24 protein-coding genes are annotated in these 26,414 nt (G+C 67.1%); 6 read left to right on the top strand and 18 right to left on the bottom strand.

Translation table 11 applies throughout. From position 1 onward, the window contains the following. The first annotated feature begins 63 nt into the window (after window positions 1-63). Window positions 64-2,610 (top strand): ATP-dependent helicase HrpB, encoded by a 2,547-nt coding sequence (hrpB, locus tag ACT7B3_RS09735; protein WP_445157789.1) that lies wholly within the window; start codon window positions 64-66, stop codon window positions 2,608-2,610. 30 nt (window positions 2,611-2,640) lie between these two features. Here hrpB and ACT7B3_RS09730 read toward each other — a convergent pair whose 3' ends face one another. Genes ACT7B3_RS09730 through ACT7B3_RS09700 form a run of 7 tightly spaced genes read right to left on the bottom strand, consistent with a single transcriptional unit; the run spans window position 2,641 to window position 10,639 of the window. Beyond that, window positions 2,641-5,523 (bottom strand): proton-conducting transporter transmembrane domain-containing protein, encoded by a 2,883-nt coding sequence (locus ACT7B3_RS09730; protein ID WP_445157788.1) that lies wholly within the window; start codon window positions 5,521-5,523, stop codon window positions 2,641-2,643. Beyond that, the gene (locus ACT7B3_RS09725) at window positions 5,520-5,801 is read right to left on the bottom strand and encodes an NADH-quinone oxidoreductase subunit K (protein WP_444677607.1); all 282 of its coding nucleotides are present in this window, start codon (window positions 5,799-5,801) and stop codon (window positions 5,520-5,522) included. The genes ACT7B3_RS09730 and ACT7B3_RS09725 overlap by 4 nt, the downstream gene beginning before the upstream one ends. Further along, window positions 5,798-6,724, bottom strand: a complete 927-nt coding sequence (locus ACT7B3_RS09720) for an MnhB domain-containing protein (protein ID WP_445157787.1) — start codon at window positions 6,722-6,724, stop codon at window positions 5,798-5,800. Before ACT7B3_RS09720 ends, ACT7B3_RS09725 begins: the two co-directional genes overlap by 4 nt. Continuing rightward, entirely contained in the window at window positions 6,721-7,101 is a 381-nt protein-coding gene (gene mnhG / locus ACT7B3_RS09715) for a monovalent cation/H(+) antiporter subunit G (RefSeq protein ID WP_445157786.1), read from the bottom strand. The genes ACT7B3_RS09720 and mnhG overlap by 4 nt, the downstream gene beginning before the upstream one ends. Further along, a complete protein-coding gene (locus ACT7B3_RS09710) occupies window positions 7,094-7,387 on the bottom strand; it encodes a monovalent cation/H+ antiporter complex subunit F (protein WP_445157785.1) in 294 nt (97 codons plus the stop codon). The genes mnhG and ACT7B3_RS09710 overlap by 8 nt, the downstream gene beginning before the upstream one ends. After that, window positions 7,384-7,881: a Na+/H+ antiporter subunit E gene (locus tag ACT7B3_RS09705; RefSeq protein ID WP_445157784.1), complete on the bottom strand. Its 498-nt coding sequence runs from the start codon at window positions 7,879-7,881 to the stop codon at window positions 7,384-7,386. Before ACT7B3_RS09705 ends, ACT7B3_RS09710 begins: the two co-directional genes overlap by 4 nt. Next, entirely contained in the window at window positions 7,865-10,639 is a 2,775-nt protein-coding gene (locus tag ACT7B3_RS09700; RefSeq protein WP_445157783.1) for an HAD-IC family P-type ATPase, read from the bottom strand. Before ACT7B3_RS09700 ends, ACT7B3_RS09705 begins: the two co-directional genes overlap by 17 nt. Before the next feature lie 210 nt (window positions 10,640-10,849). Between ACT7B3_RS09700 and ACT7B3_RS09695 the strand changes: the two genes are divergently transcribed. Next, window positions 10,850-12,166: a diguanylate cyclase gene (locus ACT7B3_RS09695; RefSeq protein WP_445157782.1), complete on the top strand. Its 1,317-nt coding sequence runs from the start codon at window positions 10,850-10,852 to the stop codon at window positions 12,164-12,166. Next, the gene (locus ACT7B3_RS09690) at window positions 12,138-12,593 is read left to right on the top strand and encodes a YchJ family protein (RefSeq protein ID WP_445157781.1); all 456 of its coding nucleotides are present in this window, start codon (window positions 12,138-12,140) and stop codon (window positions 12,591-12,593) included. The genes ACT7B3_RS09695 and ACT7B3_RS09690 overlap by 29 nt, the downstream gene beginning before the upstream one ends. A gap of 9 nt (window positions 12,594-12,602) precedes the next feature. Here ACT7B3_RS09690 and ACT7B3_RS09685 read toward each other — a convergent pair whose 3' ends face one another. The 6 genes from ACT7B3_RS09685 to hutC form a co-directional block, all read right to left on the bottom strand. Next, window positions 12,603-13,949, bottom strand: coding sequence for a Na+/H+ antiporter family protein (locus ACT7B3_RS09685; protein ID WP_445157780.1), 1,347 nt, complete (start codon window positions 13,947-13,949; stop codon window positions 12,603-12,605). Between the two features lie 107 nt (window positions 13,950-14,056). Continuing rightward, on the bottom strand, window positions 14,057-15,604 hold the full coding sequence (hutH, locus tag ACT7B3_RS09680) for a histidine ammonia-lyase (RefSeq protein ID WP_445157779.1): 1,548 nt from the start codon (window positions 15,602-15,604) through the stop codon (window positions 14,057-14,059). Window positions 15,605-15,775: 171 nt separating this feature from the next. Beyond that, entirely contained in the window at window positions 15,776-17,467 is a 1,692-nt protein-coding gene (gene hutU, locus ACT7B3_RS09675) for a urocanate hydratase (RefSeq protein ID WP_445157778.1), read from the bottom strand. A gap of 41 nt (window positions 17,468-17,508) precedes the next feature. Beyond that, window positions 17,509-18,468 carry a formimidoylglutamase gene (gene hutG / locus ACT7B3_RS09670; RefSeq protein WP_445157777.1) on the bottom strand — a complete coding sequence of 320 codons (960 nt, stop codon included), beginning with the start codon at window positions 18,466-18,468 and terminating at the stop codon, window positions 17,509-17,511. A 131-nt stretch (window positions 18,469-18,599) separates the two neighbouring features. Continuing rightward, a complete protein-coding gene (gene hutI, locus ACT7B3_RS09665; protein WP_445157776.1) occupies window positions 18,600-19,820 on the bottom strand; it encodes an imidazolonepropionase in 1,221 nt (406 codons plus the stop codon). Window positions 19,821-20,028: 208 nt separating this feature from the next. After that, a complete protein-coding gene (gene hutC / locus ACT7B3_RS09660; protein WP_445157775.1) occupies window positions 20,029-20,745 on the bottom strand; it encodes a histidine utilization repressor in 717 nt (238 codons plus the stop codon). Between the two features lie 215 nt (window positions 20,746-20,960). Between hutC and rluF the strand changes: the two genes are divergently transcribed. Further along, window positions 20,961-22,016, top strand: a complete 1,056-nt coding sequence (gene rluF / locus ACT7B3_RS09655) for a 23S rRNA pseudouridine(2604) synthase RluF (protein ID WP_445157774.1) — start codon at window positions 20,961-20,963, stop codon at window positions 22,014-22,016. A 62-nt stretch (window positions 22,017-22,078) separates the two neighbouring features. Here the strand turns inward: rluF and ACT7B3_RS09650 are convergent, their stop codons facing one another. Continuing rightward, on the bottom strand, window positions 22,079-22,330 hold the full coding sequence (locus tag ACT7B3_RS09650) for a hypothetical protein (protein ID WP_445157773.1): 252 nt from the start codon (window positions 22,328-22,330) through the stop codon (window positions 22,079-22,081). A 146-nt stretch (window positions 22,331-22,476) separates the two neighbouring features. Between ACT7B3_RS09650 and ACT7B3_RS09645 the strand changes: the two genes are divergently transcribed. Together ACT7B3_RS09645 and ACT7B3_RS09640 are read left to right on the top strand one after the other, a co-directional pair. After that, complete coding sequence (locus tag ACT7B3_RS09645; RefSeq protein ID WP_444677625.1) at window positions 22,477-22,629, top strand: hypothetical protein; 153 nt, start codon at window positions 22,477-22,479, stop codon at window positions 22,627-22,629. Between the two features lie 79 nt (window positions 22,630-22,708). Further along, window positions 22,709-23,296 (top strand): DUF938 domain-containing protein, encoded by a 588-nt coding sequence (locus ACT7B3_RS09640; protein WP_445157772.1) that lies wholly within the window; start codon window positions 22,709-22,711, stop codon window positions 23,294-23,296. A 13-nt stretch (window positions 23,297-23,309) separates the two neighbouring features. Here ACT7B3_RS09640 and ACT7B3_RS09635 read toward each other — a convergent pair whose 3' ends face one another. The 4 genes from ACT7B3_RS09635 to ACT7B3_RS09620 all read right to left on the bottom strand — a co-directional run bounded on the left by ACT7B3_RS09635 (window position 23,310) and on the right by ACT7B3_RS09620 (window position 26,376). Beyond that, a complete protein-coding gene (locus ACT7B3_RS09635) occupies window positions 23,310-23,507 on the bottom strand; it encodes a hypothetical protein (protein ID WP_445157771.1) in 198 nt (65 codons plus the stop codon). A 71-nt stretch (window positions 23,508-23,578) separates the two neighbouring features. Further along, window positions 23,579-24,841, bottom strand: coding sequence for a TRAP transporter large permease (locus tag ACT7B3_RS09630; RefSeq protein ID WP_445157770.1), 1,263 nt, complete (start codon window positions 24,839-24,841; stop codon window positions 23,579-23,581). Next, the gene (locus ACT7B3_RS09625) at window positions 24,838-25,380 is read right to left on the bottom strand and encodes a TRAP transporter small permease (RefSeq protein WP_445157769.1); all 543 of its coding nucleotides are present in this window, start codon (window positions 25,378-25,380) and stop codon (window positions 24,838-24,840) included. Before ACT7B3_RS09625 ends, ACT7B3_RS09630 begins: the two co-directional genes overlap by 4 nt. After that, entirely contained in the window at window positions 25,381-26,376 is a 996-nt protein-coding gene (locus ACT7B3_RS09620) for a TRAP transporter substrate-binding protein (protein WP_445157768.1), read from the bottom strand. Window positions 26,377-26,414 lie beyond the last annotated feature (38 nt).

Genomic DNA, 26,414 nt, shown 5'->3' with positions numbered 1-26,414 from the left:
CTCTCGTGTCTGTAGAGAAAGTCGTGAGTGAACGTCGGTGGCGAAACATATGGCAAATCGTATATGAAGCGAGATGACAATTCGATGACGCCCGGCGGCGAACTGCCCATCGATGCCCAACTGCCGGCGATCCGCCAGGCGCTGGCCGCGCATTCCCGCGTGCTGCTGGTCGCCGAGCCCGGGGCGGGCAAGACCACCCGGGTGCCGCTGGCGCTGCTGAACGAGGCCTGGTGCCTGGGCGAGCGCGGCGCAGGCCGCCTGCTGCTGCTGGAGCCGCGGCGGGTGGCCGCCCGCCTGGCCGCCGGCTTCATGGCGGAAAGCCTGGGCCAAAGAGTCGGCGAGACCGTGGGCTACCGCATGCGCGGCGAGAGCCGGGTGGGGCCCAGCACGCGGCTCGAGGTGGTCACCCAGGGGGTGCTGACGCGAATGCTGCAGGACGACCCGCTGCTCGAAGGGGTGAGCGGCATCGTCTTCGACGAGTTTCACGAGCGCAGCCTGGAGGCCGACCTGGGACTGGCCCTGGCACTGGATGCCCAGTCGGTGCGTGACGACCTGCGCCTGTTGGTGATGTCGGCCACCCTCGACGTCGAGGCCCTGCTCGGCGTGCTCGGCGAAGCCACGCCGCTGCTCGAAAGCCAGGGGCGAAGCTTCCCGGTGGAGACCCGTTATCGTCCGCTCAGCTTTCGCTCCAACTCCAACTCTCGCTCCAGCGCTCGCGACGACGCCGCAAGCCAGCAGGCTATAGCGGTAGGGGAGGCCCTTGCCCTGAGCGAAGGCGATGCCCTGGTGTTCCTGCCCGGGGTGGCCGAGATCCGCCGCCTGGCGAGGGAGCTGGCCAGCCGTCGGCCCGAACTGGCGGTGCGCGAGCTGCACGGGCGGCTGCCGCTGGAGGAGCAGCGCCGCGCCTTGAAGCCCGAGGCCGACGGTCGGCGGCGCGTGGTGCTCTCCACCGCCATCGCCGAATCCAGCGTCACCGTGGATGGCGTACGCATCGTCATCGATGCCGGTCAGGAGCGGGTGCCGGTGTTCCAGCCGCGCAGTGGGCTCAGCCGGTTGGAGACCCGTCGCGTCAATCGCGCCAGCGCCGACCAGCGTCGCGGCCGGGCCGGGCGTCAGGGGCCGGGGCTTTGCCTGCGGCTGTGGGCCGAGGAGCAGCCGCTGCCGGCCCACGGCGAGCCCGAGATGCTGCAGGCCGATCTCGCTCCGCTGGCCTTCGAGCTGGCCCGCTGGGGAATCGTCGAACCGAGCGCGCTGGCCTGGATCACGCCGCCGCCCGCCGGGGCGCTGGCGGCGGGGCGCCGCCTGCTGCAGCGGCTCGGTCTGATGGACGAGGGCCTCCTGCTCACCGAGCTGGGTCGAAGCTGCGTACGCTGGCCCACCCATCCGCGCCTGGCGGCGATGCTGGCGCGTGCCGGCGAGCTCGACGCCGCGCCGCTGGCCTGTGCCCTGGTGGCGACGTTGGAGGGGCGCGATCTCGACGGCGAACAGGACCTGGAGCGCACGCTGCAGGCCCGCTTGGCGCAGCCCACCGCTCACCGTCAATGGCAGCGCGAGGCCCAGCGCCTGGCGCGGATTGGCGGCGTGGGCTTGGAGGTCTCGAGCCTGGCGCCGCTGGGGGAGCTGCTGGCGCTGGCCTATCCGGACCGCGTCGCGCAGCGACTCCAGCACGACGCTGGGCCGGGTCGCTTCCGCCTGGTATCCGGGGGCCTGGCGACCCTGCCCGAGCGGCATCCGCTGGCCCATGCCGAGCTGCTGGTGGCCGCCGAGCTGGACGGCCAGGCCAGCGGCGCGCGAATCTTCCGCGGCGTGGCCATCGAGCGAGCGCGGCTCGAGGCGCTGTTTCCCGAAACGCGAGAGTGGCGGGCGAGCCTGGAGTGGTCGGAGGAGCAGGGGCGCCTGATCGGCGAGCAGGTACGCGGCCTGGGGGCGGTGGTGCTCGAGCGCAAGGCGCTTTCGTCGCTGCCGCCGGAGGCGGTGCGTCAGGCACTGCTCGATGCCCTGCGCCGTCGCGGCGAGCTGCCCTTCGACGACAGCGCCGAGCAGCTGCGCGGCAGGGTAGCGCTGCTGCGCCAGGCGTTGGGCTCTCGGGGGGATCAAGACTGTGAAGATGAGCAGGATTGGCCCGACTGGTCGTTGCCGGCGCTGCTCGATGATCTCGAAGCCTGGCTGGGGCCGCACCTCGACGGCGTCAGAAGCCTCGACGCGGTGGCGCGGCTGCCGCTGGGCCGCTTTCTACTCGACAGCCTCGACTGGTCGCTGCGTAGCCGGCTCGATGCGCTGGCGCCGGAGCGTCTCGAAGTGCCCAGCGGCTCGCAGATACGCCTCGACTACACACCGTGCCTGGAGGGGCGGCCACCGGTGCTCGCGGTGAAGCTGCAGGAGACCTTCGGCTGGCGGGAGTCGCCGCGTGTCGCCGAGGGGCGTGTCGCCGTGTTGCTGCACCTGCTTTCGCCGGCCCGGCGCCCGCTGCAGGTCACCGCGGATCTCGCCAGCTTCTGGGCCAACGGCTACCCCGAGGTGCGCAAGGAGATGCGCGGCCGCTACCCCAAGCACCCCTGGCCCGAGGACCCCACCACCGCCGAGGCCACTGCGCGGACCAAGCGACGCTGAGGCTCGGTTCCAGGCCTGCCGCCGTCGTCATTATCCCAGCAGGGCGCCGGCGGCCATGCCGAGCGCCATGACACCGAGTGCAATGCCAAACGCCGGCCAGGGCATCAGCCACGCCTCGCCCCGCTTTAGCCGCCAGGCCAGCCGGATCAGCGTGCGTTCGCCCTTGGCGCCCAGGCGCAGTTGCAGGCGCCGGAGCTTCAGGCTCGGTCGGAAGCGCTGGCCCATTCGCGCCAGCAGCAGCACCCCCAGCGCCAGCAGCGGCGCGATGGCCGCCGAAGCCAGGGCATAGCCGGGAGTTTCGGTGAGCGGCATTTGCCAGTGCCAAGCCCAAGCCAGCAGCACGGGAAGCGCGCCGAGCAGCCACCAGGCGATCCACAGCCAGGCCGGCACCGCCAGGGTCTGCTGCTCGGGGGACGTACGATGCAGGCGCCAGAACAGCCGCAGCATCAGCAGCGTGGTCGCCAGGCCGGCACCGAACAGCGGCCAGGCGGGCCAGCCACTGGCGTGGAACGCCGACTCCATCGCCGCCTTCACCAGCGCGCCGCCGCCTGGCGGCACGCCGGCAAGGGCGGCCGCAGGAAGCACCAGGCCCCACAGCGCCCGCCGACGGTCGCGCCCCTGCAGGCGGTTGGCCATGCCTGCCCCGAGAAACAGCGCGGCCTTGGCCAGCGCGTGAGTGGCGGCCAGCAGCAGAAGTGCCGCCATGGCGGCCTGGGTTGCCCTGGCCTGCAGCACCAGCCCCAGCAGGGCGGTGAGCAACCCCATCTGGCTGACGCTCGACCAGGCGAGAATCGCCTTGGTATGGGTGTGGAACACGCCGCGCAGCGCACCATAGAACGCCGCGGCGAAGCCCAGCACCACCAGCGGCGCGCCCCAGCCGGGTGTCGCTTCCCCCAGGGGCAGCAGGCGCAGCGCCCCGAGCAGGCCGAGCTTGATCATCAGCCCCGACAGGATGGCACTGGCCATGGGCGGCGCGACGGGGTGTGCCACGGGCAGCCAGGCGTGTACACCGAGAACACCGGCCTTGATGGCCAGCCCCAGGCCAAGGCTCGTCAGTGCGAGCGGCGAAAGTGCCTCACTGCCGAGCTGGCTGAACCGCAGGTCGCGGCTCTCGTTGGCGATCAAGGCCAGGCCCAGCAGCATGGCCACTTCAGCCAGCAGCATCATTCCCAGGTAGCCAGCGCCGGCCAGGCGTGCCGCCCGGTGACCGTCGTGTTGCACCATGGCCCAGCCCAGCAGGCTTAGCAGCGCGGCGCCGGTATAGAAGGTGAGCAGGTCGTCGGCGAGGAGCGCCATGACATGCACCGCCGCACCCAGCAGCAGGAGACCCAGCAGGCGATTCGCCGCCGGGAAGGTGGCGCGCCAGTAGCGGGTGGCCAGGATCACGAGCGGCCAGACGACCAGGGCAGGGGCGAGGAAGGCAAGCCCGATCGAGTCGAGGCGCAGGCCGTGAAGGCCCGCCTGCCCTCGGCCCAGCAGCACTAGCCCCCAGACCCAGGCCAGGGCGGCCAGCCCCAGCGCCAGCACGGCCAGGTGGCGGGAGGTGCGATTGGCACCGGCTGGGGTGGCCTGCGTTGCCGGGCGCCTGGGCAGGGGGCATAGCCCGATATCGAACAGCCGCCACAGGCAGGCGGCGGTAAAGAACGTGCCGAGCAGCACCGCCGCCGAGATGGCGACGCTGCCGCTTTCCAGCGATGCCTGCAGTAGCCACCACTTGCCGACGAAGCCACCCGTCGGCGGGATGCCCAGCAGGCTGGCCCCGGCCAGGGCCATGGCCAGCCAGGCCATCGGCAGGTGCTGGGCGCTGCCGGCCAGGCGGCTCATCCGGTCGTGCCCATGCGCCGCGATGATGGCACCGGCGGCCAGGAACAGCGCGCCCTTGGCCAGGCCGTGGGCCAGCAGCACCTGCAGCGCGCCGTCGAAGGCCAGGCCCTGCGGCGCCAGCGTCGGGGTCGAGCGGGTGGGACCTGGCAGGCTCAGCATCAGCAGGGCATAGCCGCTCTGCGACAGCGTCGACCAGGCGATCAGCAATTTCAGACGGGTCTGCAGGGCGGCCTGAATACCGCCCCAGGCCAGGGCGACGGCGCCGGTCAGCCCCAGCCAGTGGGTCTGCAGGCTGTGCAATATCGCGAACGGCCCCAGCCAGAGTCGCCAGGTCAAGAACAGCGTGACCGCGACGACCACCGCCGACAGCATGGCGCTGACCGGCGCCTGGGCCCGGGCATGCGCGGCAGGAAGCCAGGTGTGCAGCGGAACCATGGCCGACTTGATCAGCAGGCCCAGCGTCATCAGGGTGGCGGCCAGCCGGAGGGTGGAGTCGTCCTGCACGGCCTGGCTCAGCAGGGCGATATCGAGGCGGCCCGTCTGTCCATAGAGCAGGGCCACGCCCAGCAGGAACAGCAGCGACGCCAGCAGCGATGCCAGCAGGTAGCGCAGTGCCGCCGCGCCATAGGGGTCGCCCGGCGAACGCGCCACCAGACCGACCCCCGCCAGGGTGACCAATTCCAGGGTGACGTAGAGATTGAACAGGTCCTGCGACAGCAGCAGCGCATTCAGGCCGGCCCACAGCAGCCACCACAGCGGCCACAGGTAGCGGTCGTCGGCGCTGGCGCGATCCGCCAGCAGCGCCAGGCTGGCCGCGGCGGCCACGCACGCCGTCATGCCCAGCATCATCAGGGTGGGCAGATCCAGCTGCCAGGCAATGCCCAGGGGCGGCGGCCAGTTGCCGAGCGCCAGCTGCAGCGCTTGCCCCTGAAGGGGCGCGCTGGAGAGCGTGGCCAGGCTGCCCAGGATCAGCGCCAGGCCCAGGCCCACCTGTTGCCGCGCGCCGAGCCAGCCGAGCACCGCCGTCAGCGCCAGGCACAGGGGCGCGACGACGATCAGCGCCAGCGCCACCGACTGGACTGGCGTCACCGCTTGGCCTCTTGCCGTCTGCGTACCTCGGCCCTGACCACCAGTGCCAGAGCGGCGGCGGTGGTGCTTACCGCCACGACGATGCCGGTTAGCACCATCACATGGGGAACCGGGTCGATGCCCGCGGGGGTCTTGGCCAGGCCCACCAGCAGCAGGAACACGGCGCTGGCCAGCACATTGAGTGCCAGGATACGGCGCAGCAGGTCGTGGGTCTGGAACAGCCCGACCACCGCCATGCCGCACAGCAGGGTCGCGATGAAGGTGTAGAAGGCGCTCATTGCCCGGGCTCCCCGTAGAGATAGAAAGCCATCAGCATCAGTGCGATGGAGAGTGCGGTGGCGATTTCGACGGCTACGATAAGCGCGGTCGCCAGTTGAATCGGCAAGGCCAGGAAGGTGCCGGTCAACAGCAGGCCGCCGAGCCCCACGGCGAGAAACAGTGCCAGGCCGGCGCACAGCAGCAGGCGTAGCAGCGGCTGCTTAGCCGGCCGATGGATCCAGGTGACGCCATTGGCCAACAGCAGCAGCACGCCGCCGGCGCCCATCACGGCGCCGGCAGGGAAGGCGCCGCCAGGCGCGTGTGAGCCACGCCACAGCAGGTAGACGGGCACTAGCAGAAAGAGTGGATGCAGCAGGCGCGACAGGGCGGGCAGGCCGGGCAGGGCAATGGCCGGGGCATAGGGGCGAAGTGCCGGCCCCAGCGACCAGATCAGCATGACGGCGCCCAGCATGACGGCTACTTCCAGCAGCGTATCGAGGGCGCGCAGGTTCAGCAGCACCGCAGTGACAGGGTGGCTGACGCCTGTCGCATCGAGTGCGCCGGTGACCTCCAGCGCCAGGCCGGGGCGAGGCAGAGAGTGGGCCACCCAGGCCAGCCAGCCAGCGCTGAGGCAGGCGGCGCCAAGCGCCATCCAGCGCAGGGGGCGCTGCCAGCGGTGCGGGTGAGCTCCCAGGCTGGTGCCGGCCGGCAGCCGGCCTAGCGCGGTCAGCAGCAGTGCGCCGGTAACCCCGGCACCGACGGCGGCCTCGGCCAGGGCGATGTCCGGCGCCGAAAGGCGCACCCAGGCAAGTGCCATCAGCAGCTGAAACGCCATGAAGTGCACCACTGCCGCGAAGCGGCGGGACAGGAACAGTGCCTGCCAGCCCAGCCACAGCATGCCGGCTGCCAGCAGCGCGTCGAAGCCCCAGGCCAATGTTGTCACTTGCGCACTCCTTCCTCCTGCGCGGCAGGCAGCCCGTCGCCGCCCTGCCCGGATCCGGCGTCCGAGCTGGCGTGAGCCGAGGTGCGTGGAGTGATGCCGCAGGCCATGGCCGTCGAGGCGATCAGGGTGGCCCCGATGCCCGAGGCCGCCAGCATCAGCCCCCAGATCAGCAGCAGCTTGACCGCCTCGGCTAGGCCCTGTGCCTGCAGGGCCAGGCCCAGGCAGATCAGCCCCAGGCCCAGGTTGTCGGCCTTGGTCAGGGCGTGCAGCCGCGCGTAGACGTCGGGAAAGCGGATCAGCCCGAGGCTGCCGGCGAGGAAGAACAGCACCCCGGCACCGATCAACAGCTGTCCCACCACCCAAAGTGCGTCAGTCATGGCGTGCCTCCTCGCGGGTCTCGCCTTCCTCGCGCAGCAGCGTCCAGGTGCGGGTGACGAAGTTGGCCATGCCGATGGCGGCCAGCAGCGCGAACAGCAGCGCCACGTCGGTGAGCGGCGTGGCACCTTGGCTGCCCAGAAGCAGCAGCACGGCGATGGTGGACGTGGCGATCAGTTCGGCGGCCACCATACGGTCGGCGCTGGTGGGGCCTCGGTGGATGCGCCAGGCACCCACGCCGGCATTGGCCAGCAGCAGGCAGGCGGCAGCGAGATAGAGTGCGGTCATCGAGCCTCCTTTTCCGACGTGCGAGGGGGAGCGAACAGCGGGGCGACACGGCGCTCCAGCCGCTGCAGTGCGGTGGGAATGTGGTGGCGGTAATGCAGCACATGCACGTGCAGACGATCGTGCTCGATACGTACGCTGAGCGTGCCGGGAATCAGGTTGATCAGGCTGGCCATGAACAGCCGCCCGGGGCCGTCCGGCAGCTGCTGCCAGCGGTGCTCGATCACGCGGGTATCTAGCTCGAGGGGGCGGCGGCAGGCCAGGCAAGCAACCTCAATGCCGCCCTGCAGGCCGAGCCAGAGGGCAGCTGGCAGGAAGCGCAACCAGGCCAACGGCCTGAGCGGCCAGGTAGGAGCCGGCATCACCAGCGCCGCCACCACCACGGCGGGCAGCCCCCAGCGCCAGCCGTCAGGATCCCCGCCGCTGATGGCCCACCACAGCAGCGCCGGTAGCGCCAGGCGCCGGGCCCAGCGAGCGATGCTACTGGGTGGCGGCACTGGCCTGGTCGCGCTGACCGGACTTGGGTGTGCCGTGAGCGCTCCGCTTGCGCAGCACCCACTTCTCCAGCTCCACGATCAGGAACAGCGCCACGCTGGCGGCCAGGATCACCAGCCAGTGCAGGGCCCCCAGGGCGGCACTGCCGAACACCGCCTGCATGAACGGCAGGTAGGTCCAGCCGAGCTGCAGCATCACCACCAGGCCGATGGCGAGCCACACGGGGCGACTGCCGAAGATGCCGCGCAGCGAGAGGGCGCTGTTGACCAGGAAGCGGCTGTTGATCAGGTAGGCCGCGCTGCCCATGACCAGCATGTTGACGGCGCCGGAGCGTGCCAGCTCCTCGCTGCCGCCCTGGACCTGCAGAATCCAGCTGAACATGCCGAACACGCCGATCAGCAGCAGGATCGAGACGAATACCACGCGCCAGAGCAGGAACAGGTCGAGCAGCGCGGCGGACGGGTCGCGCGGTTCGCGCCGCATGATGTCGTCCTCGCTCTTTTCGAAGGCGAGCGCCAGGCCCAGCGTGACCGCCACTACCATGTTGACCCACAGGGCCTGCAGCGGCGTGACCGGCAGCAGCGTGCCGCCCAGCACGGCGAGCATGATGGCCAGGCCCTGGCCGCCGTTGGTGGGCAGGATGAAGGTGACGGTCTTGCGGATGTTGTCGTAGACCTTGCGGCCCTCTTCGATGGCCCCGACGATAGTGGCGAAGTTGTCGTCGGCCAGCACCATCTCGGCGGCTTCCTTGGCCGCCTCGGTGCCCTGGATGCCCATGGCCACGCCGACGTCGGCCCGCTTGAGCGCCGGCCCGTCGTTGACGCCGTCGCCGGTCATGGCGCAGATGCCGCCCTGGGCCTGCATCGCCTTGACCAGGCGCAGCTTGTGCTCTGGGGCGGCGCGGGCGAAGACGTCGATCTCGAGAATGCACGACTCGAGCTCCTCATCGGACATCGCTTCGACCTCGCGCCCGGTCAGCGCCTTGTCGGTATGGGCGAAGCCGAGCTGTTCGGCGATGGCGCGCGCGGTCACGGCATGGTCGCCGGTCACCATCACCGGGCGAATCCCCGCCTCGAGACACTGCTTGACGGCTTCAATGGCGGCTTCGCGCGGCGGGTCGAGCAGGCCGACCAGGCCGAGCAGCACCAGCCCTTCTTCCGCGTCGGCATCGTCGAGTTCCCCCGAGAGGGCATCGGCGTCCTTCTCCGCCAGCGCCAGCACGCGCAGGCCGCGAGACGAGAGCGCATGGATGCGCTCCTCCCACTCGGCTGGGTCGAGCTCCTGGTCGCCATCCGCAGTGCGTACCTTGTGGCACATCTCCAGCAGCCGATCCGGGGCGCCCTTCACTAGCAGGCGCTTGCCGTCCAGCTCGTTGAGGGTGGCCATGTACTTGCGCTCGGATTCGAAGGGGATTGCGTCCTGGCGGGGGTGTTCGTCACGCAGCTGGTGGGTGTCCAAGCCGCCCTTGGCGGCGGCCACCACCAGGGCACCCTCGGTGGGGTCGCCGTGGATGACCCAGCGCTCCTCCTCCTGGGCGAGCTCGGCGTCGTTGCACAGGGTGCCGACCTTGAGGAAGTGGGCCAGCGCAGGATGGTCGTCCAGGCGGATCTCGTCGCCATGCTCGGCGCTTTCCGGATCCTGCGGCGCCTCATGCAGCTTGCCTTCCGGGGCGAAGCCGATGCCCGAGAGCCGGTACTCGCCTTCAGCAAGCCAGATCGCTTGGGTGGTCATCTCGTTGCGGGTGAGGGTGCCGGTCTTGTCGGAAAAGATGGTCGAGATCGAGCCCAGGGTCTCGACCGCAGGCAGGCGCCGGATGATGGCGTTGCGCTTGGCCATGACCTGGACGCCCAGCGCCAGGGTGATGGTGACGATGGCCGGCAGGCCTTCGGGGATGGCGGCCACGGCCAGGCCCACCGCGGCCATGAACATGGCGCTGACGGGTTCGTCGTGCACCACCACGCCGATCGCAGCGGTGATGGCCGCCGCGGCAAGAATGAAGATCGCCAGCACGCGGCCCGCGCTGTCTAGCTGCCTGAGCAGGGGGGTCTTGAGCTGTTCGACACCGCGCAGCATCTCGGAGATTCGCCCGATCTCCGTGCGCGTGCCGGTTTCCACCACTACCCCCTGGGCGGTGCCCTGCACCACAATGGTGCTGGCATAGACCATGGCGCTGCGATCGCCCAGGTCGGCATCCTCATCCACGGGATCGGTCTGCTTGTCGACCGGCGTGGACTCGCCGGTCAGCGCCGCTTCCTCGGTGCGTAGCCGCTTGGCTTCCAGCAGGCGCAGGTCGGCGGGAACACGGTCGCCGCTTTCCAGCATCACGATGTCGCCCGGCACCAGGTCCTCCGCCGAAATGGTCTGGCGCTTGCCGTCGCGCAGCACGCTGGCCTGCGGCGAGAGCATGTTGCGAATGCTCTCCAGGGCCTGCTCTGCCTTGCCCTCCTGGAAGAAGCCGATCAAGGCGATGATGATCACCACCGCGACGATGGCCAGGGCATCCAGGGTGTGGCCGAGGAAAAGGCTCGCCACCGCTGCCACCAGCAGGATGATCATCAGCACGTTGTTGAACTGTTCGAGCAATCGCCGCCACCAAGGCCGCCCCTTTTCTTGCTTCAGCCGATTCGGACCATGCTGTTCGCGTCGTGAGGAGGCGTCGTCATCACTCAATCCGTCGCGGCTGCTTTCGACCTTGGCCATTGCCTCGTCGAGGGACATGGCGTGCCAGGCGGTACGGGGAGCGTCTTGGCGATCGGGCATTTCCTTTTCTCCGATTGCAAATGGGATAAACTCGTTGTATCACAGCAGCATGCTGCGCTGCAGTGATGCAGGGCAAGCTTTGTTCGCTAACCCATGACTGCGACACGTTGACGCATCCTGCTGTCAATTAAGGGTCACTGGGCCATAGGACAATAGGCATGGGGCGTGCTCGGCCTATGCTAGTGGTTCCAGTGTAGGGGGAACGTCGTCATGAACGAAAGTGACGGTCTGCTTCATGAATTTTTCATGAACTGCACGGACGTGTGTTTCGTCATGGATGTCACTGGGGGAAAGGTGTTTCAGTTTCGGCTGGTGAATGCTGCTGCCGCCCGTAAGACTGGCCTCACTCCTCAGTGCTATGTAGGCCGCCAGTGGCAGGAATTGCTGCCACCGGCCCAGGCCAGGTGGCTGGCGAAGCAGCTGCGCGCCTGCGTTCGTGCTAAGACCCCTCGGGTCTTCGATGCCACGCTGGACTTTCCCGCCGGCCAGCTCGCCTGGCAGCTGAGCCTGACGCCGATCTTCGATGCCAACGGCACCGTGGTACGAATACTCGGCGTGGCCCGCGATATCACCTGGGATCGTCACCTTGCTCATCGCCTGGAGCAGGTGGCGGACTGGCTGCCGGGGTTCATCTATCAGCTCCATTACACCAGCGAGGGGGAGTGGCACTTCACGTTCGTTGGACGGCGTGTCCACGAAATGTTCGGCGTGGAAGCGGCAGACGCCAGGCGAGACAGCCGCATGCTGTTCAACCGTATCCATCCCGACGACTATTCGCGCGTTATGGAGGAGAGCCTGGCGTGCGTGGAGCTGCTCCGGCCGTGGCACAGTGAGTTCCGCATGATCCACCGGGAAGGCCACATGCTGTGGGTCGAGGCTTACGACCTGCCGCAGCGGCTTGAGGATGGCAGCGTGCTTACCACCGGCTATGTGAACGACATTACCGAGCAGAAGCAGCTTCAGGTACGCCTGGAGCACCAGGCCCAGCACGATCCACTCACCGGCCTGCCCAATCGGGCCCTGTTGATGGCCCACCTGCACCAGGCGCTGGTCCTGGCTCAACGCCGCCATGGGCTGCTTTCGCTGCTTTTCATCGACCTGGATGGCTTCAAGCCCATCAATGACACCCATGGCCACGCCCTGGGAGACCAGTTGCTGACGGCGGTGGCGCTGCGAATGCGCGCCCGGCTGCGTGAGTCCGACGTGTTGGGGCGCCTGGGTGGCGACGAGTTTCTGGTGCTGCTGGAAGGAACGGGCGCTGAGGATGCCCTTCGCTTGGGCGAAGCCCTGTGCCATGACCTGGCGCAGCCCTTCCTGATTGGTGAGATCAAGGCCTGCATTTCAGCCAGCATCGGTATCGCAAGCTATCCAGAGCACGCCACGACGCCCGAAGTGCTGCTCGAGGCCTCCGATGTGGCCATGTATCGTGCCAAGCGAGCAGGGCGCAACGGAGTGATGCGCTATGATGCGACCTCGATCGAACTGAGCGAGAGCAAGCATGAGCGACCCGGCACGCTGCCCCTGTGATCCGACCCGCCCCTATGCCGGCTGCTGCGGCCGCTTTCATGCGGGTGAGGCGGCGCCGACCCCCGAAGCGCTGATGCGCTCCCGCTACAGTGCCTTCGCCCTGGGGCTCGACGATTACCTGCTGGCGACCTGGCACGCCAGCACTCGCCCAACGGACCTGAACTGGGACGAGGCCACCCACTGGATACGGCTCGAGGTGCTCGATCACCGCGCGGCGGGCGAGCGTGGTCATGTGCATTTTCGCGCCACCTTCCGCGAAGGCAGGCGCTGGGGTGTGCTGGAGGAGAACTCACGCTTCGTGCACGAGGCGGGGCGCTGGTGCTATGTCGACGGCGAGCCGACCCTGGCGCGCCTCAAGCCCGGCCGCAACGACCCTTGTCCCTGCGGCAGCGGGCGCAAGTTCAAGAGCTGCTGCGGGACGACGTGAGGCTCGACGCTACAGCAGCATGGCGGCCGCCCAGCCGAAGGCGATCAGCGGCACGTTGTAGTGCAGGAAGGTCGGCACCACGGTATCCCAGATATGGTCGTGCTGGCCGTCGGCGTTGAGCCCGGCGGTGGGGCCCAGGGTCGAGTCGGAGGCCGGCGAGCCGGCATCGCCCAGCGCCGCGGCGGTACCCACCAGGGCGATGGTGGCCATGGGCGAGAAGCCGAAGCTGAGTGCCAGCGGCACGTAGAGCGAGGCGATGATCGGCACGGTGGAGAACGACGAGCCGATGCCCATGGTGATGAACAGGCCGACCAGCAGCATGATCAGCGCCGCCAGCCCCTTGTTGTCGCCGATCAGCTCCGCCGAGCCCGCCACCAGCGCGGGCACCTCGCCGGTGGCCTGCATCACCCCGGCGAAGCCCGCCGCGCTGATCATGATGAAGCCCACCAGCGCCATCATGCGCATGCCTTCGGTGAAGATGTCGTCCTGTTCGTGCCAGCGGAACACGCCGCTGACCGAGAGCAGGGCGAAGCCGAACAGCCCGCCCAGCACCATCGACCCCGAGAGCAACTGAATCGCCACGGTGCCCACCAGTGCGGCGCCGAGCACCGCCATCTGCCATGGCGCCAGGTGCTTGGCCGCCTCGGCGGGTGTCTCGTCGCCGTGAGCCAGGTCGCGGTCCTCGTAGCGGCGCGGCCGGCGGTAGCTGAACAGCACGGCGACGGCGAGCCCCAGCGCCATGCCACCGATGGGCATCAGCATGGCCATGGGCACCATGCCGCGGGTGACCTCCAGGCCCAGCTCGGCGCCGCTCTCGTTGAGATTGGCCAGCAGGATGTCGTTGAGAAAGATCGCGCCGAAGCCGACCGGCAGCAGCATATAGGGCGCGGTGATGCCAAAGGTGATGACGCAGGCCGCCACGCGACGATCCAGGCGCAGGTGGTTCATCAGCTTGAGCAGCGGCGGCACCAGCACCGGTATGAAGGCGATATGCACCGGAATCAGGTTCTGCGAACTGACCGCGGTGGCGAGCAGGGCGCCGAGCAGGGTGAAGGCGACCCAGCGGCGGCTCGACGGCTGGTCGTCCAGGTGCAGCCCGCGGATGGCTCGGCTGGCAATCAGTTCGGTGACGCCGGAGCGTGACAGCGCTACAGCGAAGGCACCCAGCACGGCGTAGGAAAGGGCAATGGTGGCGCCCTTGCCTAGGCCCTGGTTGAAGGCATCCATGATCGCACCCAGCGGCATGCCCGCCACCAGGCCTCCCACCAGGCTGGCGGCGATCAGGGCGAAGACGACGGAGACGCGGGCAAGGCTCAAGGCGACCATGACCAGGATGGCCAGAACGATGGCATTCATGTGTGGCTCTTGGATGAATAAACGGGTGTGATGATGCAGGTTTTGCAGCATAAAGCCCCGGACCGAAGCGCCGGGGCAGCGTATCTTACCTCAATGGGGCGGCCGGGTCAGTGGCTGGGCAGCAGCGCCACCGGCACCAACGCATTGAGCACCCGCGAAGTGAGCAGGCGGGTGGCGCTCTCGATGTCGGGGGCGAAGAAGCGGTCGCGGTCGTAGTAGTCGGCCTGGCCGCGCAGCGCCTGCCTGGCCTGCTCCAGGCGTGGCGTGCTGGTCAGGCGATGGCCGCTGCCGTCGACGCGGAAATCGAGCCCTTGGCAGGCCGCCAGCCACTCGATGGCCAGGATGCCGCGCACGTTGTCGGCCATCTCCCACAGCCGCTTGCCGGCGGCCGGCGCCATGGAGACGTGATCTTCCTGGTTGGCCGAGGTGGGCAGGCTGTCGACGCTGTGCGGATGGGCCAGGGCCTTGTTCTCGCTGGCCAGCGCCGCGGCCGTGACCTGGGCGATCATGAAGCCGGAGTTGACCCCGCCGTTCTCCACCAGGAACGGCGGCAGCTGCGACATGTGGGTGTCCATCATCAGCGAGACGCGGCGCTCGGTGAGCGAGCCGATCTCGGCCAGGGCCAGGGCCAGGTTGTCGGCGGCCATGGCCACGGGCTCGGCGTGGAAGTTGCCGCCGGAGAGGATGTCGCCTTCGTCGCTGAACACCAGCGGGTTGTCGGAGACCGCGTTGACCTCCACGGCCAGCACCTCGGCGGCCTGGCGAATCTGGGTCAGTACGGCGCCCATCACCTGGGGCTGGCAGCGCAGCGAGTAGGGGTCCTGCACCTTGTCGCAGTGGGCGTGGGAGTCGCTGATCTCGCTGCGCTCACCGAGCAGGTGACGGTAGGCGGCGGCGGCATCGATCTGGCCGCGCTGGCCACGGGCGTCGTGGATGCGGGCATCGAACGGCGAGCGTGAGCTGAGCGTGGCTTCCACCGTCAGTGCGCCGCACACCGTGGCGGCGGCGAACAGGTCTTCGGCCTCGAACAGGCCTTTCAGGGCGTAGGTGGTGGAGACCTGGGTGCCGTTGAGCAGCGCCAGGCCCTCCTTGGGCGCGAGCCGCAGCGGCTGGAGCCCGGCGATCTCGAGGGCCTGACGGGCAGGAATCCATTCGCCGCGATGGCGTGCCTTGCCTTCGCCGAGCAGCACCACGCTCATGTGGGCGAGCGGCGCCAGGTCGCCGGAGGCGCCGACGGAGCCCTTGAGCGGGATGTGCGGGTAGACCTCGGCGTTGACCAGGGCGAGCAGGGCGTCGAGCACTTCGCGGCGGATGCCGGAGAAGCCGCGTGCCAGGCTGTTGACCTTGAGCACCATGATCAGGCGCACCAGGGCGTCTTCCATGGGCTCGCCCACGCCGGTGGCGTGGGACAGCACCAGCGAGCGCTGCAGCTCTTCCAGGTTGTCGTGGTCGATGCGGGTCTGGGCCAGCAGGCCGAAGCCGGTGTTGATGCCGTAGACGGTGCGGTCCTCGGCGACGACACGATTGACGCAGTCGACGCCGCGCTGGATGGCGGCGTCGGCGCTGTCGGGCAGCGTCACGCGCAGCGGCGCCTCGAACACCTGGCGCGCCTGCGCCAGGGTCATCTTGCCGGGTCGAATGTCGAGATGGGTCATGAATCTCTCTCCAGAAAATGCGTTGGCAGCTGAAGCGATGAGCTGTGCCGGCAACAAGCCTGCGCGAGGGCGCTGTGAACCCATCCCTGGGCGCTATTTTTGCCATCCATGGCAAAAAAACCTCGCTTCGGCTTGTTCCCGGCGCTCATCGCGCCGAACGTTGAGGCGCTCTTATTTATCGAGCATCGGCAGATCCAACCCATTTTCCCGGGCGCACTGCTTGGCGATATCGTACCCGGCATCGGCGTGGCGCATCACCCCGGTGCCCGGGTCGTTGCGCAGCACCCGGCCCAGGCGGGCGTGGGCGTCGTCCGTGCCGTCGGCGACGATCACCACCCCGGCGTGCTGGGAGAAGCCCATGCCCACGCCGCCGCCGTGATGCAGCGAGACCCAGGTGGCGCCGCCGGCGGTATTGAGCAGGGCGTTGAGCAGCGGCCAGTCGGAAACGGCGTCGGAGCCGTCCATCATGGCCTCGGTCTCACGGTTGGGGCTGGCCACCGAGCCGGAGTCGAGGTGGTCGCGGCCGATGACCAGGGGGGCCTTGAGCTCGCCGTTCTTGACCATCTCGTTGAAGGCCTGGCCGAGGCGGGCGCGATCCTTGAGGCCGACCCAGCAGATGCGCGCCGGCAGCCCCTGGAAGCTGATGCGCTCGCGGGCCATGTCGAGCCAGCGGTGCAGGTGCGGGTCGTCGGGGATCAGTTCCTTGACCTTCTGGTCGGTCTTGTAGATGTCTTCCGGGTCGCCGGAGAGCGCGGCCCAGCGGAACGGGCCGATGCCCTGGCAGAACAGCGGACGGATGTAGGCCGGGACGAAGCCGGGGAAGTCGAAGGCGTTGGCCACGCCCTCTTCCTTGGCCATCTGGCGGATGTTGTTGCCGTAGTCGAAGGTGGGCACGCCCATCTGCTGGAAGTCGAGCATGGCCTGCACGTGCACCGCCATGGACTGCTTGGCGGCCTTGACCACCGCTTCGGGCTCGCGCTTGCCGCGGGCCACGTACTCGTCCCAGCGCCAGCCGGAAGGCAGGTAGCCGTGCAGCGGGTCGTGGGCGCTGGTCTGGTCGGTGACCATGTCCGGCCGTACGCCGCGCTTGACCAGTTCCGGCAGCACGTCGGCGGCATTGGCGCACAGGCCGATGGAGACCGCCTTGCCCTCGGCGGTGTAGCGCTCGAGGCGCGCCAGGGCGTCGTCGAGGTCGTCGGCCTGCTCGTCCAGGTAGCGGGTGCGCAGGCGGAAGTCGATGCGCGACTGCTGGCATTCGATGTTCAGCGAGCTGGCGCCGGCCAGGCTTGCCGCCAGCGGCTGGGCGCCACCCATGCCGCCGAGCCCGGCGGTGAGGATCCAGCGGCCGGTGAGGTCGCCGCCGTAGTGCTGGCGCCCGGCCTCGACGAAGGTTTCATAGGTGCCCTGGACGATGCCCTGTGAGCCGATGTAGATCCACGAGCCGGCGGTCATCTGGCCGTACATCATCAGGCCCTTGCGGTCGAGCTCGTTGAAGTGCTCCCAGTTGGCCCAGGCCGGCACCAGATTGGAGTTGGCCAGCAGCACCCGCGGGGCGTCCTTGTGGGTCTCGAACACGCCCACCGGCTTGCCCGACTGGATCAGCAGGGTCTGGTTGTCCTCCAGGCGCTTGAGGGTCGCGACGATGGTGTCGTAGCACTGCCAGTCGCGGGCGGCGCGGCCGATGCCGCCGTAGACCACCAGTTCCTCGGGGCGCTCGGCCACGTCGGGGTGGAGGTTGTTCATCAGCATGCGCATGGGCGCTTCGGTGAGCCAGCTCTTGCAGCTGAGCTCGCTGCCGGTGGGGGAGGCAATTTGCCGGCTGGCGTCGTGGCGGGGATCGGCAGGCGTGGTATGGCTGTTCATCGTCGTGTTCTCTCTGGTGTTGCAAATCGTTGTGGGTCGGTTCAGGTATCCAGCGTCAGCCGGTGGATCAGGCGTGCCGCGGCCTTGGCGGTGTGGCCGTCGATGTCGAAGCTCGGGTTGAGCTCGGCGACGTCGGCCAGGCGCAGCTTGCCGCTGTTGCGGACGGCCTCGAGCAACGGTTCGATCAGCGCCAGGGGCACGCCGCGGGCGGCGGGGGCGCTCACTCCCGGTGCCTCGGCCGCCGGCAGTACGTCGAGATCGATGCTGAGGTAGAGGTGGTCGCAGCGCGCCATGAAGCGCTGCAGGTCGCGCACGATGGCGTCGAGGCGCAGGGCATCGATCTCGTGGTCCTCGCGCACCAGCACGTTCAGCTCGCTGGCCCGGGTGAACAGGGCGCGGGTGTTGCTGGCCCGGCTCACGCCCAGGCAGGCGTAGCGGAACGGCCAGTCGCGGGCGTGGCACTCGGCGGCGATCTGGGCGAAGGGCGTGCCGGAGGAGCGCACGTGGGTCGGGTCGCGCAGATCGAAGTGGGCATCGAGGTTGATGATGCCGATCCGCGGGTGGGCCTCGCCTTGAGCCTCGAAGTGACGCGCCAGGCCCGACCAGCTGCCGAAGGCGACTTCGTGGCCGCCACCCAGCACCAGCGGCAGGTGGCCGCGAGCGAGCAGGCTGGCGATGCGCTCTGCCAGGCGCTGCTGTGCCGCTTCCAGGTCGTCGTTGCCGTGGCAACTGACGTCGCCGGCATCGAACACCGGGGCGCTGCGATGCCAGGCCAGCGGTGCCAGTGCGCGGCGAATGGCCCGCGGGCCTTCGGCGGCACCCACGCGGCCCTGGTTGCGGGCCACGCCGGCATCCGAGGCAAAGCCGACCAAGGCGGCGCCGGGGGCGCTGTCCGGTCTCACCGGGGTGATGACCTGATGCCAGCGCAGGCTGTCGGGTTCCGGATCTTCGCGCCCGGCCCAGGGAGACATATCGATGGCGTCAAAATAAATGGAGTTCATATCTTCCTCCTTAGGCCGGGGCTACCCCGGGAGCAGCCAACGCGAAGACGCTGTGAACCCATCCCTGGGCGCTCGACTTTTTCATCCCTGAAAAAGACGCTTCGCTTTTGGCTGCACCCGGCGCCCCTCGATTAGCCATGGGTTATCTCTCCGCTGAACATCCGCTGGCGCAGGCGGCCGGGCTGTACGGCGTAGGCCAGCTCGGCGGGCGAGCCGACGTCCCACAGGCACAGGTCCGCCGGTGCGCCCGGGACGATGCGCCCCAATTGCCGGGTGTGCAGGCCCAGCGCCCGGGCGCCGTGGGCGGTCATGCCGGCCAGGGCCTCGCGCGGCGTCAGGCGGAACAGGGTGCAGGCGAAGTTCAGCATCAGTGTCGGTATGAACAGCGGCGAGCTGCCGGGGTTGGCATCGGTGGCGATGGCCATGGGCACGCCGGCCTCGCGCAGCGCGGCGATGGGTGGCAGCTGTGTCTCGCGCAGGGTGTGGAAGGCGCCGGGCAGCAGCACCGCGACGCTGCCGGCCTCGCGCAGGGCGTTGACGCCTTGCTCGTCGAGATATTCGATGTGATCGGCGGAAAGTGCGCCATGCCGGGCCGCCATGGCGCTGCCGCCCAGGTTCGAGAGTTGCTCGGCATGGGCCTTGATCGGCAGGCCGTGGGCTTCGGCGGCCTCGAAGACGCGCTCGCACTGGGCCACCGAGAAGGCGATCTTCTCGCAGAACACGTCCACCGCATCGGCCAGTCCTTCGGCGGCGGCGGCGGGGATCATCTCGCGGCACACCAGCTCGATGTAGCCGTCGCTGTCGCCCTTGTACTCCGGTGGCAGGGCGTGGGCCCCCAGCAGGGTGGTCACCACCCGCACCGGCAGCGTCTCGCCGAGGCGGCGCGCCACGCGCAGCATCTTCAGCTCGTCGGCCACGCTCAAGCCGTAGCCGGACTTGATCTCCACCGTGGTCACGCCTTCGCGCATCAGCGCTTCCAGGCGCGGCCTGGCCAGGCTGAACAGCTGCGCTTCGCTGGCTTCCCGGGTGGCACGCACGGTACTGAGGATGCCGCCGCCGCGGCGGGCGATCTCCTCGTAGCTGGCGCCCTCGAGACGGCGTTCGAATTCGTCGGCCCGTGAGCCGCCGAATACCAGATGGGTGTGACAGTCGACCAGACCGGGGGTCATTACGCCGCCCTGGCCGAGGGGCTGGCAGTCGGCGGTCTCGTTCGGGTCGAGCTCACGCATGGGCACGACACGCTCGATGGTGTCGCCCGCCACGATCACCGCCATCGGTTCGGGCAGGGTGTCGTGACCGTCGAAGAGCGTGACCTCGCGCCAGAGAAGGCGCGGTCGTGTGGCTGCGGGCATGGCGAGTCCTACGGTCGTTGCTTTAATGTATATACATTAAGTGCAATGAGGTCCGCCACGTCAAGCAGAAGAGAGGTTCATTTAGGACGGCTGCTAATGAATTCTCGCTATAGCGCTGGGCTGGAGTAGGGAGGTGTGAAGACGTTATGTCTATACATTTTGGGATGGCTGGCGACTTTTTGGGATGGCTGGCGGCTTTCGAGCCGGTTCAGCCGGTGCGGCGTGATAGCGACGAGCGCAGCTTATAGCGATGACCAGGATGGATCAGCCGGGCGTAGCTGATCAGGTGCTCGCCGGACCAGGTGCGCCGTATCATGCTCAGGCAGGGTTGCGCGGCTTCCATTTCGAGCCGTTCGGCGGTTGGGGCGTCAACCTGCACCGCCTCGACCACGTGCTCCACGTCGGTGATTGGGCAGGCCGCTACCAGCACTTCGTTGGGCGTACGTCGGCTGAAGTCGGTGTCAAGGTAATCCGGCACCCAGCGTGGGTTTACAAAACGGTCCTCGAGCTGAATCGGCACGCCGTTCTCACGATGCACGATGCGTGTGTGGAACACCCGCGTGCCCAGACGCACGCCAAGTCGCAGCGCTACTTCATCGTCGGCGGCGATGGCTTGTGCCAGAAGTACGTCACTGTCGTGGTGATGCCCGCGGCTGCGAACCTCCTCGGCAATATTGTGCACGTCGACCAGCGACGATTCGGCTTTGCGGTCAGTGACGAAGGTGCCGAGCCCCGGCTGACGGGTCAGGTAGCCCTGTTGCACCAGGTCGCGGATCGCCTTGTTGGCGGTCATGCGGCTGACGCCAAAATCGCGCGCCAGGCGCTCCTCCGGGGGAATCTGGTGATGTGCCGGCCACTCGCCGCTGTGAATCCTTTCTAGCAGGTGTTGCTGGATCTGCAGGTAGAGTGGAGGCGTGCTGTTCATGGGCAAGCGGGTGTCCTGTGACGTTCATGTCTATACATAGTCTACTCCCAGCGCCTCCTTGTTACAGCCCCGCGGCAGGAGGGCTTGCCCATGACGTGTCAAGCGGCCAGCCTTGATATCACTCGACATGGACCGCTGCGACAAGGCTTTCACGGACATGGCGTGGCATGCTTGAATGCGGGACAGTTTCCGTATCACTCCGGTAAGAGCGCGTCATGGCCATCGGTTCATCTACACGTATCAACAAGTACATCAGCGAGAGCGGACTTTGTTCCAGGCGCGAGGCGGATCGCTATGTCGAGCAGGGCAATGTGTGGCTCAACGGCAAGCGTGCCAAGACGGGAGACCAGGTTTTCCCGGGTGACGTAGTCAAGGTCAACGGTCAGCTTATCGAGCCCCAGGAGGCCGAGGATCGCGTCTTCATCGCCTTGAACAAGCCGGTGGGCATTGTCAGCACCACCGACCCGAATGAGAAGGACAATATCGTTGATTTCATCCAGCATGGGGTGCGCATCTTTCCTATCGGCAGGTTGGACAAGGATTCCCAGGGGCTGATTTTCCTGACCAACGATGGCGATATGGTCAACAAGATCCTGCGGGCCAGCAACCATCATGAAAAGGAGTATCGGGTCACCGTCGATAAGCCGATCACCGACGAATTCATCGCCGGCATGGGCAGTGGCGTGCGCATCCTGGGCGAGGTGACGAAGCGCTGCAAGGTCATCAAGGAGTCGACGTTCGTCTTCAATATCACCCTGGTGCAGGGGTTGAACCGCCAGATCCGCCGCATGTGCGAAAAATTTGGCTATGAAGTCACCCGGCTCGAGCGAATCCGCATCATGAACGTCTCGCTCAAGGGTCTGGCGCTTGGAGACTGGCGCGACCTGACCCGCAAGGAGCTCGAAACGATCATTGCCTTGACCGAGGCTTCGAAGTCCGAAGCATCACCGGGTGACGCAAGGACGTCGCCCGAGCGGACACTTGGCAAGCGCCGGACGGTCAAGGGGGCAGGGCAATCCGCGGCCAAAGGCGGGCGCGACGACAAGGGTAGGACACCTGCCAACGCTTCTGCCAAGGCCAAGGCCAAGGCCAAGGCCAAGGCCAAGACAGGCGCGGCGAAGGCGCCGAAGGAGCGTGCCGCTGGTAAGGGGAGGGTGGCCCAGAACGCTGGCAAATCGAGTAACCGAAAGCCTGGGCAGGGGAAGCCCAAGCCAGCCGGCGGCCAGAGAGGCAAAGGCACGAAACCCAGCCGGACGAAGTCGGGGAGATAATCCGACGGCGGTCCTTCTTGCGTTGAGCCGAAACGCACACCCGGCGTGCGCCGGGTGTGCTATCAGGACAGGTTCTTGCCGCCCTTGGGGTCGGAAGCGTCGTAGTCCTGGGTGTCGTCAGGAGAAGAGTCGGGCTCTTGCGTCGTCTCGTGTTCATACTCGCGGGCCGCGCGAATGGCCTCCGGCTCGGTCTCGTGACGTGAAATCTCCTGCGGCGAACTTGGATCCGTGACATCCACAACCCGCCAGCCTGATACGAGGATGGCCTCAGGCTGCTCTTCCGTGATGGGTTCGACACGTGCCGTGCGCGTCATGGCGTCCTCCTTGATGATAGTGGCTGTCTTACCTTGGCAAAGAATGGCTGTCTTTGCGACCGCTGGGCGCCATGGACCGCTTACGCTTGATTCTTCGCAAACCGCAAGCCATACAGAAAGGGCAATGCCGGACAAAGGAGGTCAGGATGAGGAAGCTTTTAGGAATGGCAGCCGCCTGGTGGCTGCGCAAGCCGGAAAACCGCGCGAGACTCAAGCGCAAGGGCAAGCAGATGCTGGATGGCTTCCGCGGCCGCCAGAATCGCTCTTCGCAAGGGCAGGACTCCCAGCGCCGCCGTTGACGCTTTGCCCCGGCACCTTGCTGGGGCATTGCTTTTCCCCCCACGTATTGCAGGACCCTCAGCTTTCATGAATCGCCGAATGAATAGTCCCGCCGCCGCACGCAATCGCCAGCCGATTCTTGATGTGCTGTCTCAGGTGTTACCTGACCACGCGGTGGTGCTGGAAGTGGCCAGCGGTAGCGGTGAACATGGCGTGCACTGCGCGCAGGCTCGGCCTGGCTGGACATGGCAGCCAAGCGACCCGAACCCGGAGGCGCGGGCGTCCATCTCAGCCTGGTGTGCCCATGCTGGGCTTGGCAATCTCCGTGAGCCCTTGCCGCTGGATGTCAGTGGAATCTGGCCATGCGGGCCCTTCGATGCCGTGGTCGCTATCAACCTGGTGCATATTTCGCCCTGGGAAGTTACTGAGGCACTTATGGCGCGTTCCGCTGAGCGGCTGCGTGAGGGGGGTGTGTTGTACCTGTATGGCCCTTATCGCCGCGATGGCCGGCATACCGCCGAGAGCAATGCGGCCTTCGATGCCGATCTCAAGGCGCGCGATCCACGCTGGGGCGTGCGCGATCTCGAGCGAGTCGTTGCCGAGGCCCACCCGTACGGCTTCATGCTGGAGCAGGCCATCGAGATGCCGGCGAACAACCTCAGCGTGGTGCTGCGCTACCACCGCTGAGGCAACGGCCGCGTTATTCTTCGATCTGTCCGGGTACGCGGTAGCGTACGCCATCTGCCTGGTGGTCGTCTTCGTAGCGGCGAGTTTCCTCTTCCGCTGGAATACCCCATAGGGTCTTGCGGCTGCCGTCTTCGTAGGTATAGGTGGTACAGGCGGTCAGGAGGAGTGACAGGCCGGCGAGCATGAAGGCGGCTCGAATCGAGTGGTGCACGAAGGATTCCTTAGTGAGGCAGCGATGGTTTGGCCAGCCTGAGGCCAGGCTGGCTGGGCGTCAAGTGCGACTTAATGCCCTGACAGGCCGAGCAGAATCGGCACGTAAACTACCAGCAGCAGCACGCCGATCAGCCCCAGCAAGTACGGAACTATGGCGCGCGTGATGCGCTCCAGTGGCAGTTGGGTTACCGAGGATGCCACATAGAGATTGATCGCCACCGGCGGGGTGATCATGCCGATCGCTAGTCCCATCACAATAATGATGCCGAAATGAATCGGATCGATGCCCAGCTGCAACACCAGTGGCAGCAGGACAGGGGTCAGGATGATCAAGGCACTGGCGGTTTCGATGAACACGCCGGTGAGCAGGATCACCGCGACGATAAGCAGCATGATCACGTAAGGGTTGGTAGACAGCGAAAGCACTGCCTGGGCGATGGCACCCGGTACCTGCCAGCTCGAGAGGGTCCAGCTCAACACGGCAGAGGTGGCGATGACAAGCATGATGACCGATGTCGTGATCGCCGAGCGGATCAGTATGCGATAGACCTCGCTGAAGGTGAGGTCGCGATAGACGAACAGCGATACCAGAAGAGCATAGTTGACGGCCACCACGGCGGCCTCGCTCGGCGTGAAGATCCCGGAAAAAATGCCGCCGAGGATGATAACCGGCGTCATCAAGCCCCAGCAGGCGCTCTTGAAGGTACGCCATATCGTGGCCAGGGATAGTGTCGTTCCCCGCGGGTAATTGCGCCGGTAGGCCTGGATAATGGCGATGGTGCCAAGCCCAATGCCCATCAGAACCCCAGGCAGGATGCCGTTCAGGAACAGCTTCGATACCGATTGCTGGGCAACCACCGCGTAAATAATCATCGGTACGGAAGGAGGAATGACCACGCCGATAGTGCCACTGGCAGCGATCAGGCTGGCTGCCGACGCTGGATCGTAGCCCTTTCGCTTGAGTTCTGGCACCAGGCTGGACCCCACCGCAGCGGTGGTGGCGGCACCCGAACCCGAGATGGCCGCAAAAAACATGCCGGCCCCGACCGAGACAATGGAAAGCCCGCCTTTCAAAAAGCCGAACAGGGCATCGGCGAAGTCGACCAGCTTTTCACTTACCTTGCCCTGGGCCATCAGGTCGCCAGCAAGAATGAACATTGGAACGGCGACCAGTGCAAAGGAGTTGATCCCTTGAAACATCTGCTGGGTAACGACCATCAACGGCACGCCTTGGGCGTTGAGTGCCAGCAGTGTGCTTGCGCCAATGGCCAGGGCGACCGGCACACCTAGCAGCATGAAGGCGAAGAACAGCAGGAACAGCAGGCCGGTCATGGCGGTGGCTCCTCGGCCGTGCTGCTGCCGGTGTCGGCAGCCTGCGGGCCCTTCACCACGAGCTCGATCGCGTCGACCAGCGCGTACCAGGCCATGATGGCGGCCGAAATGTGGATCACGGCGTAGACATAGGTCATCGACAGCCGCAGCGAGGCGGAGCGCTGAAAGCTCTGCACCTGCATGTAGCGATAGCCGATGACGATCAACGCGATCATGAAGCCCAGCGCCACCAGCACCGCGGCAATACGCGCCAGCTGCGCCAGGCGGGCGGGCAGGGCGTCGACGATGAAGGTCACTGCGATATGGCGCCCACGCTGGAAGGCTAGAGTCGCTCCTAGGAAAGTGACCCAGATCAGCAGGAACCGCGCCACTTCCTCGGTCCAGCCCACCGCGGTGAAGAAGACTCGCGAGACGATCTGCAGCGTGATCACGCCGATCAACGCCGCCATGCCCATAAACACGATGGGCTGGATGACGGCGTCGAGAGCGCGTTCGATGCGCTGCAGGAGCCCGGTGAGGGCGTGCAGCAGAGCGCTCACTTATTGCAGCGCCTCCTGGATACGAGTCAGGTAGTCGCCAAAGCGGGCGCCGTACTTCTCGTACACCGGAGCCACCGCCGCCTGGAAGGCCTCCAGGTCCGGGTCGTCGACGATCTCCATGCCGGCGGCACGCAGCGCCTCGAGCTGGCTGGCTTCCATCTCGGCATTGACCCGGCGCTCGTGCTCCGCGGCTTCCTGCGCAGCCTGTGTCAGTACGTCCTGAGCGGCTTCAGGAAGGCGGTTCCAGGCCGGCATGCCCATGACAAAGAGGGCCGGGGCATAGGTGTGCCGCGACAGGGTCATGTGGCTCTGGGTCTCGTGGAGCTTGAACGAATGGATGACGTTCACCGGGTTTTCCTGGCCGTCGATGGTGCCCTGCTGCATGGCGGTCAACGCTTCGGTCCAGGCCATCGGGATGGCATTGGCGCCCAGGGTACGGAAGGTGTCGGTATAGACCGGGTTTTCCATCACGCGAATACGCAGCCCGTCGAGGTCATCCGGCGTACGCACGGGCCGCTCGCTGTTAGTCAGGTTGCGAAACCCGCGCTCGGCATAGGCCAAGCCCTTGAGATTGACATCTGCGAGCTTGTCGAGTAGCTCCTGGCCGATGTCGCTGTCGAGCACGGCATAGGCGGATTCCGGCGAGGGGAACAGGAACGGCAGTTCGAACACCGCCATCTCTTCGACAAAGTTGGCGACCGGCCCGTTGGTGATCACGCCCATGTCCACGGTGCCGATCTGCATGCCTTCGAGCAGGGTGCGCTCGTCACCCAGCGAGGCATTGGGATAGATATCGACCGAAACCGCGCCTTCGGTGCGCTCGGCGACCAGTTCCTGGAACTTCACCGCGGCGATATGGAAGCCGTCCTGTTCGTTTACCACATGGGCCAGGCGCAGGGTGACCGGGTCCATGTCAGCGAAGTCCGACGCCTGGGCGGTAGCGATGAAGGCGAAAGAGACGCCAAGTGCCAGCGTGCAACGTGAGAAGGATTTCATTTTTCTAATTTCCTTTTTGGGTCAAACCGTTGTGGAGC

Source organism: Halomonas sp. E14, from assembly GCF_052568415.1.
Note: the sequence above shows the minus strand (reverse complement) of the source record. Positions and strands in the feature narration are given on the sequence as shown.

Excerpts from the sequence above, each read along its gene's own strand:
- hrpB (WP_445157789.1), top strand. The coding sequence starts at position 64 with ATGAAGCGAGATGACAATTCGATGACGCCCGGCGGCGAACTGCCCATC.
- ACT7B3_RS09725 (WP_444677607.1), bottom strand. The coding sequence starts at position 5,801 with ATGAGCGCCTTCTACACCTTCATCGCGACCCTGCTGTGCGGCATGGCG.
- mnhG (WP_445157786.1), bottom strand. The coding sequence starts at position 7,101 with ATGACTGACGCACTTTGGGTGGTGGGACAGCTGTTGATCGGTGCCGGG.
- ACT7B3_RS09710 (WP_445157785.1), bottom strand. The coding sequence starts at position 7,387 with ATGACCGCACTCTATCTCGCTGCCGCCTGCCTGCTGCTGGCCAATGCC.
- ACT7B3_RS09700 (WP_445157783.1), bottom strand. The coding sequence starts at position 10,639 with ATGCCCGATCGCCAAGACGCTCCCCGTACCGCCTGGCACGCCATGTCC.
- ACT7B3_RS09695 (WP_445157782.1), top strand. The coding sequence starts at position 10,850 with ATGAACGAAAGTGACGGTCTGCTTCATGAATTTTTCATGAACTGCACG.
- ACT7B3_RS09690 (WP_445157781.1), top strand. The coding sequence starts at position 12,138 with ATGAGCGACCCGGCACGCTGCCCCTGTGATCCGACCCGCCCCTATGCC.
- ACT7B3_RS09685 (WP_445157780.1), bottom strand. The coding sequence starts at position 13,949 with ATGAATGCCATCGTTCTGGCCATCCTGGTCATGGTCGCCTTGAGCCTT.
- hutH (WP_445157779.1), bottom strand. The coding sequence starts at position 15,604 with ATGACCCATCTCGACATTCGACCCGGCAAGATGACCCTGGCGCAGGCG.
- hutU (WP_445157778.1), bottom strand. The coding sequence starts at position 17,467 with ATGAACAGCCATACCACGCCTGCCGATCCCCGCCACGACGCCAGCCGG.
- hutG (WP_445157777.1), bottom strand. The coding sequence starts at position 18,468 with ATGAACTCCATTTATTTTGACGCCATCGATATGTCTCCCTGGGCCGGG.
- hutI (WP_445157776.1), bottom strand. The coding sequence starts at position 19,820 with ATGCCCGCAGCCACACGACCGCGCCTTCTCTGGCGCGAGGTCACGCTC.
- hutC (WP_445157775.1), bottom strand. The coding sequence starts at position 20,745 with ATGAACAGCACGCCTCCACTCTACCTGCAGATCCAGCAACACCTGCTA.
- rluF (WP_445157774.1), top strand. The coding sequence starts at position 20,961 with ATGGCCATCGGTTCATCTACACGTATCAACAAGTACATCAGCGAGAGC.
- ACT7B3_RS09650 (WP_445157773.1), bottom strand. The coding sequence starts at position 22,330 with ATGACGCGCACGGCACGTGTCGAACCCATCACGGAAGAGCAGCCTGAG.
- ACT7B3_RS09645 (WP_444677625.1), top strand. The coding sequence starts at position 22,477 with ATGAGGAAGCTTTTAGGAATGGCAGCCGCCTGGTGGCTGCGCAAGCCG.
- ACT7B3_RS09640 (WP_445157772.1), top strand. The coding sequence starts at position 22,709 with ATGAATAGTCCCGCCGCCGCACGCAATCGCCAGCCGATTCTTGATGTG.
- ACT7B3_RS09630 (WP_445157770.1), bottom strand. The coding sequence starts at position 24,841 with ATGACCGGCCTGCTGTTCCTGCTGTTCTTCGCCTTCATGCTGCTAGGT.
- ACT7B3_RS09620 (WP_445157768.1), bottom strand. The coding sequence starts at position 26,376 with ATGAAATCCTTCTCACGTTGCACGCTGGCACTTGGCGTCTCTTTCGCC.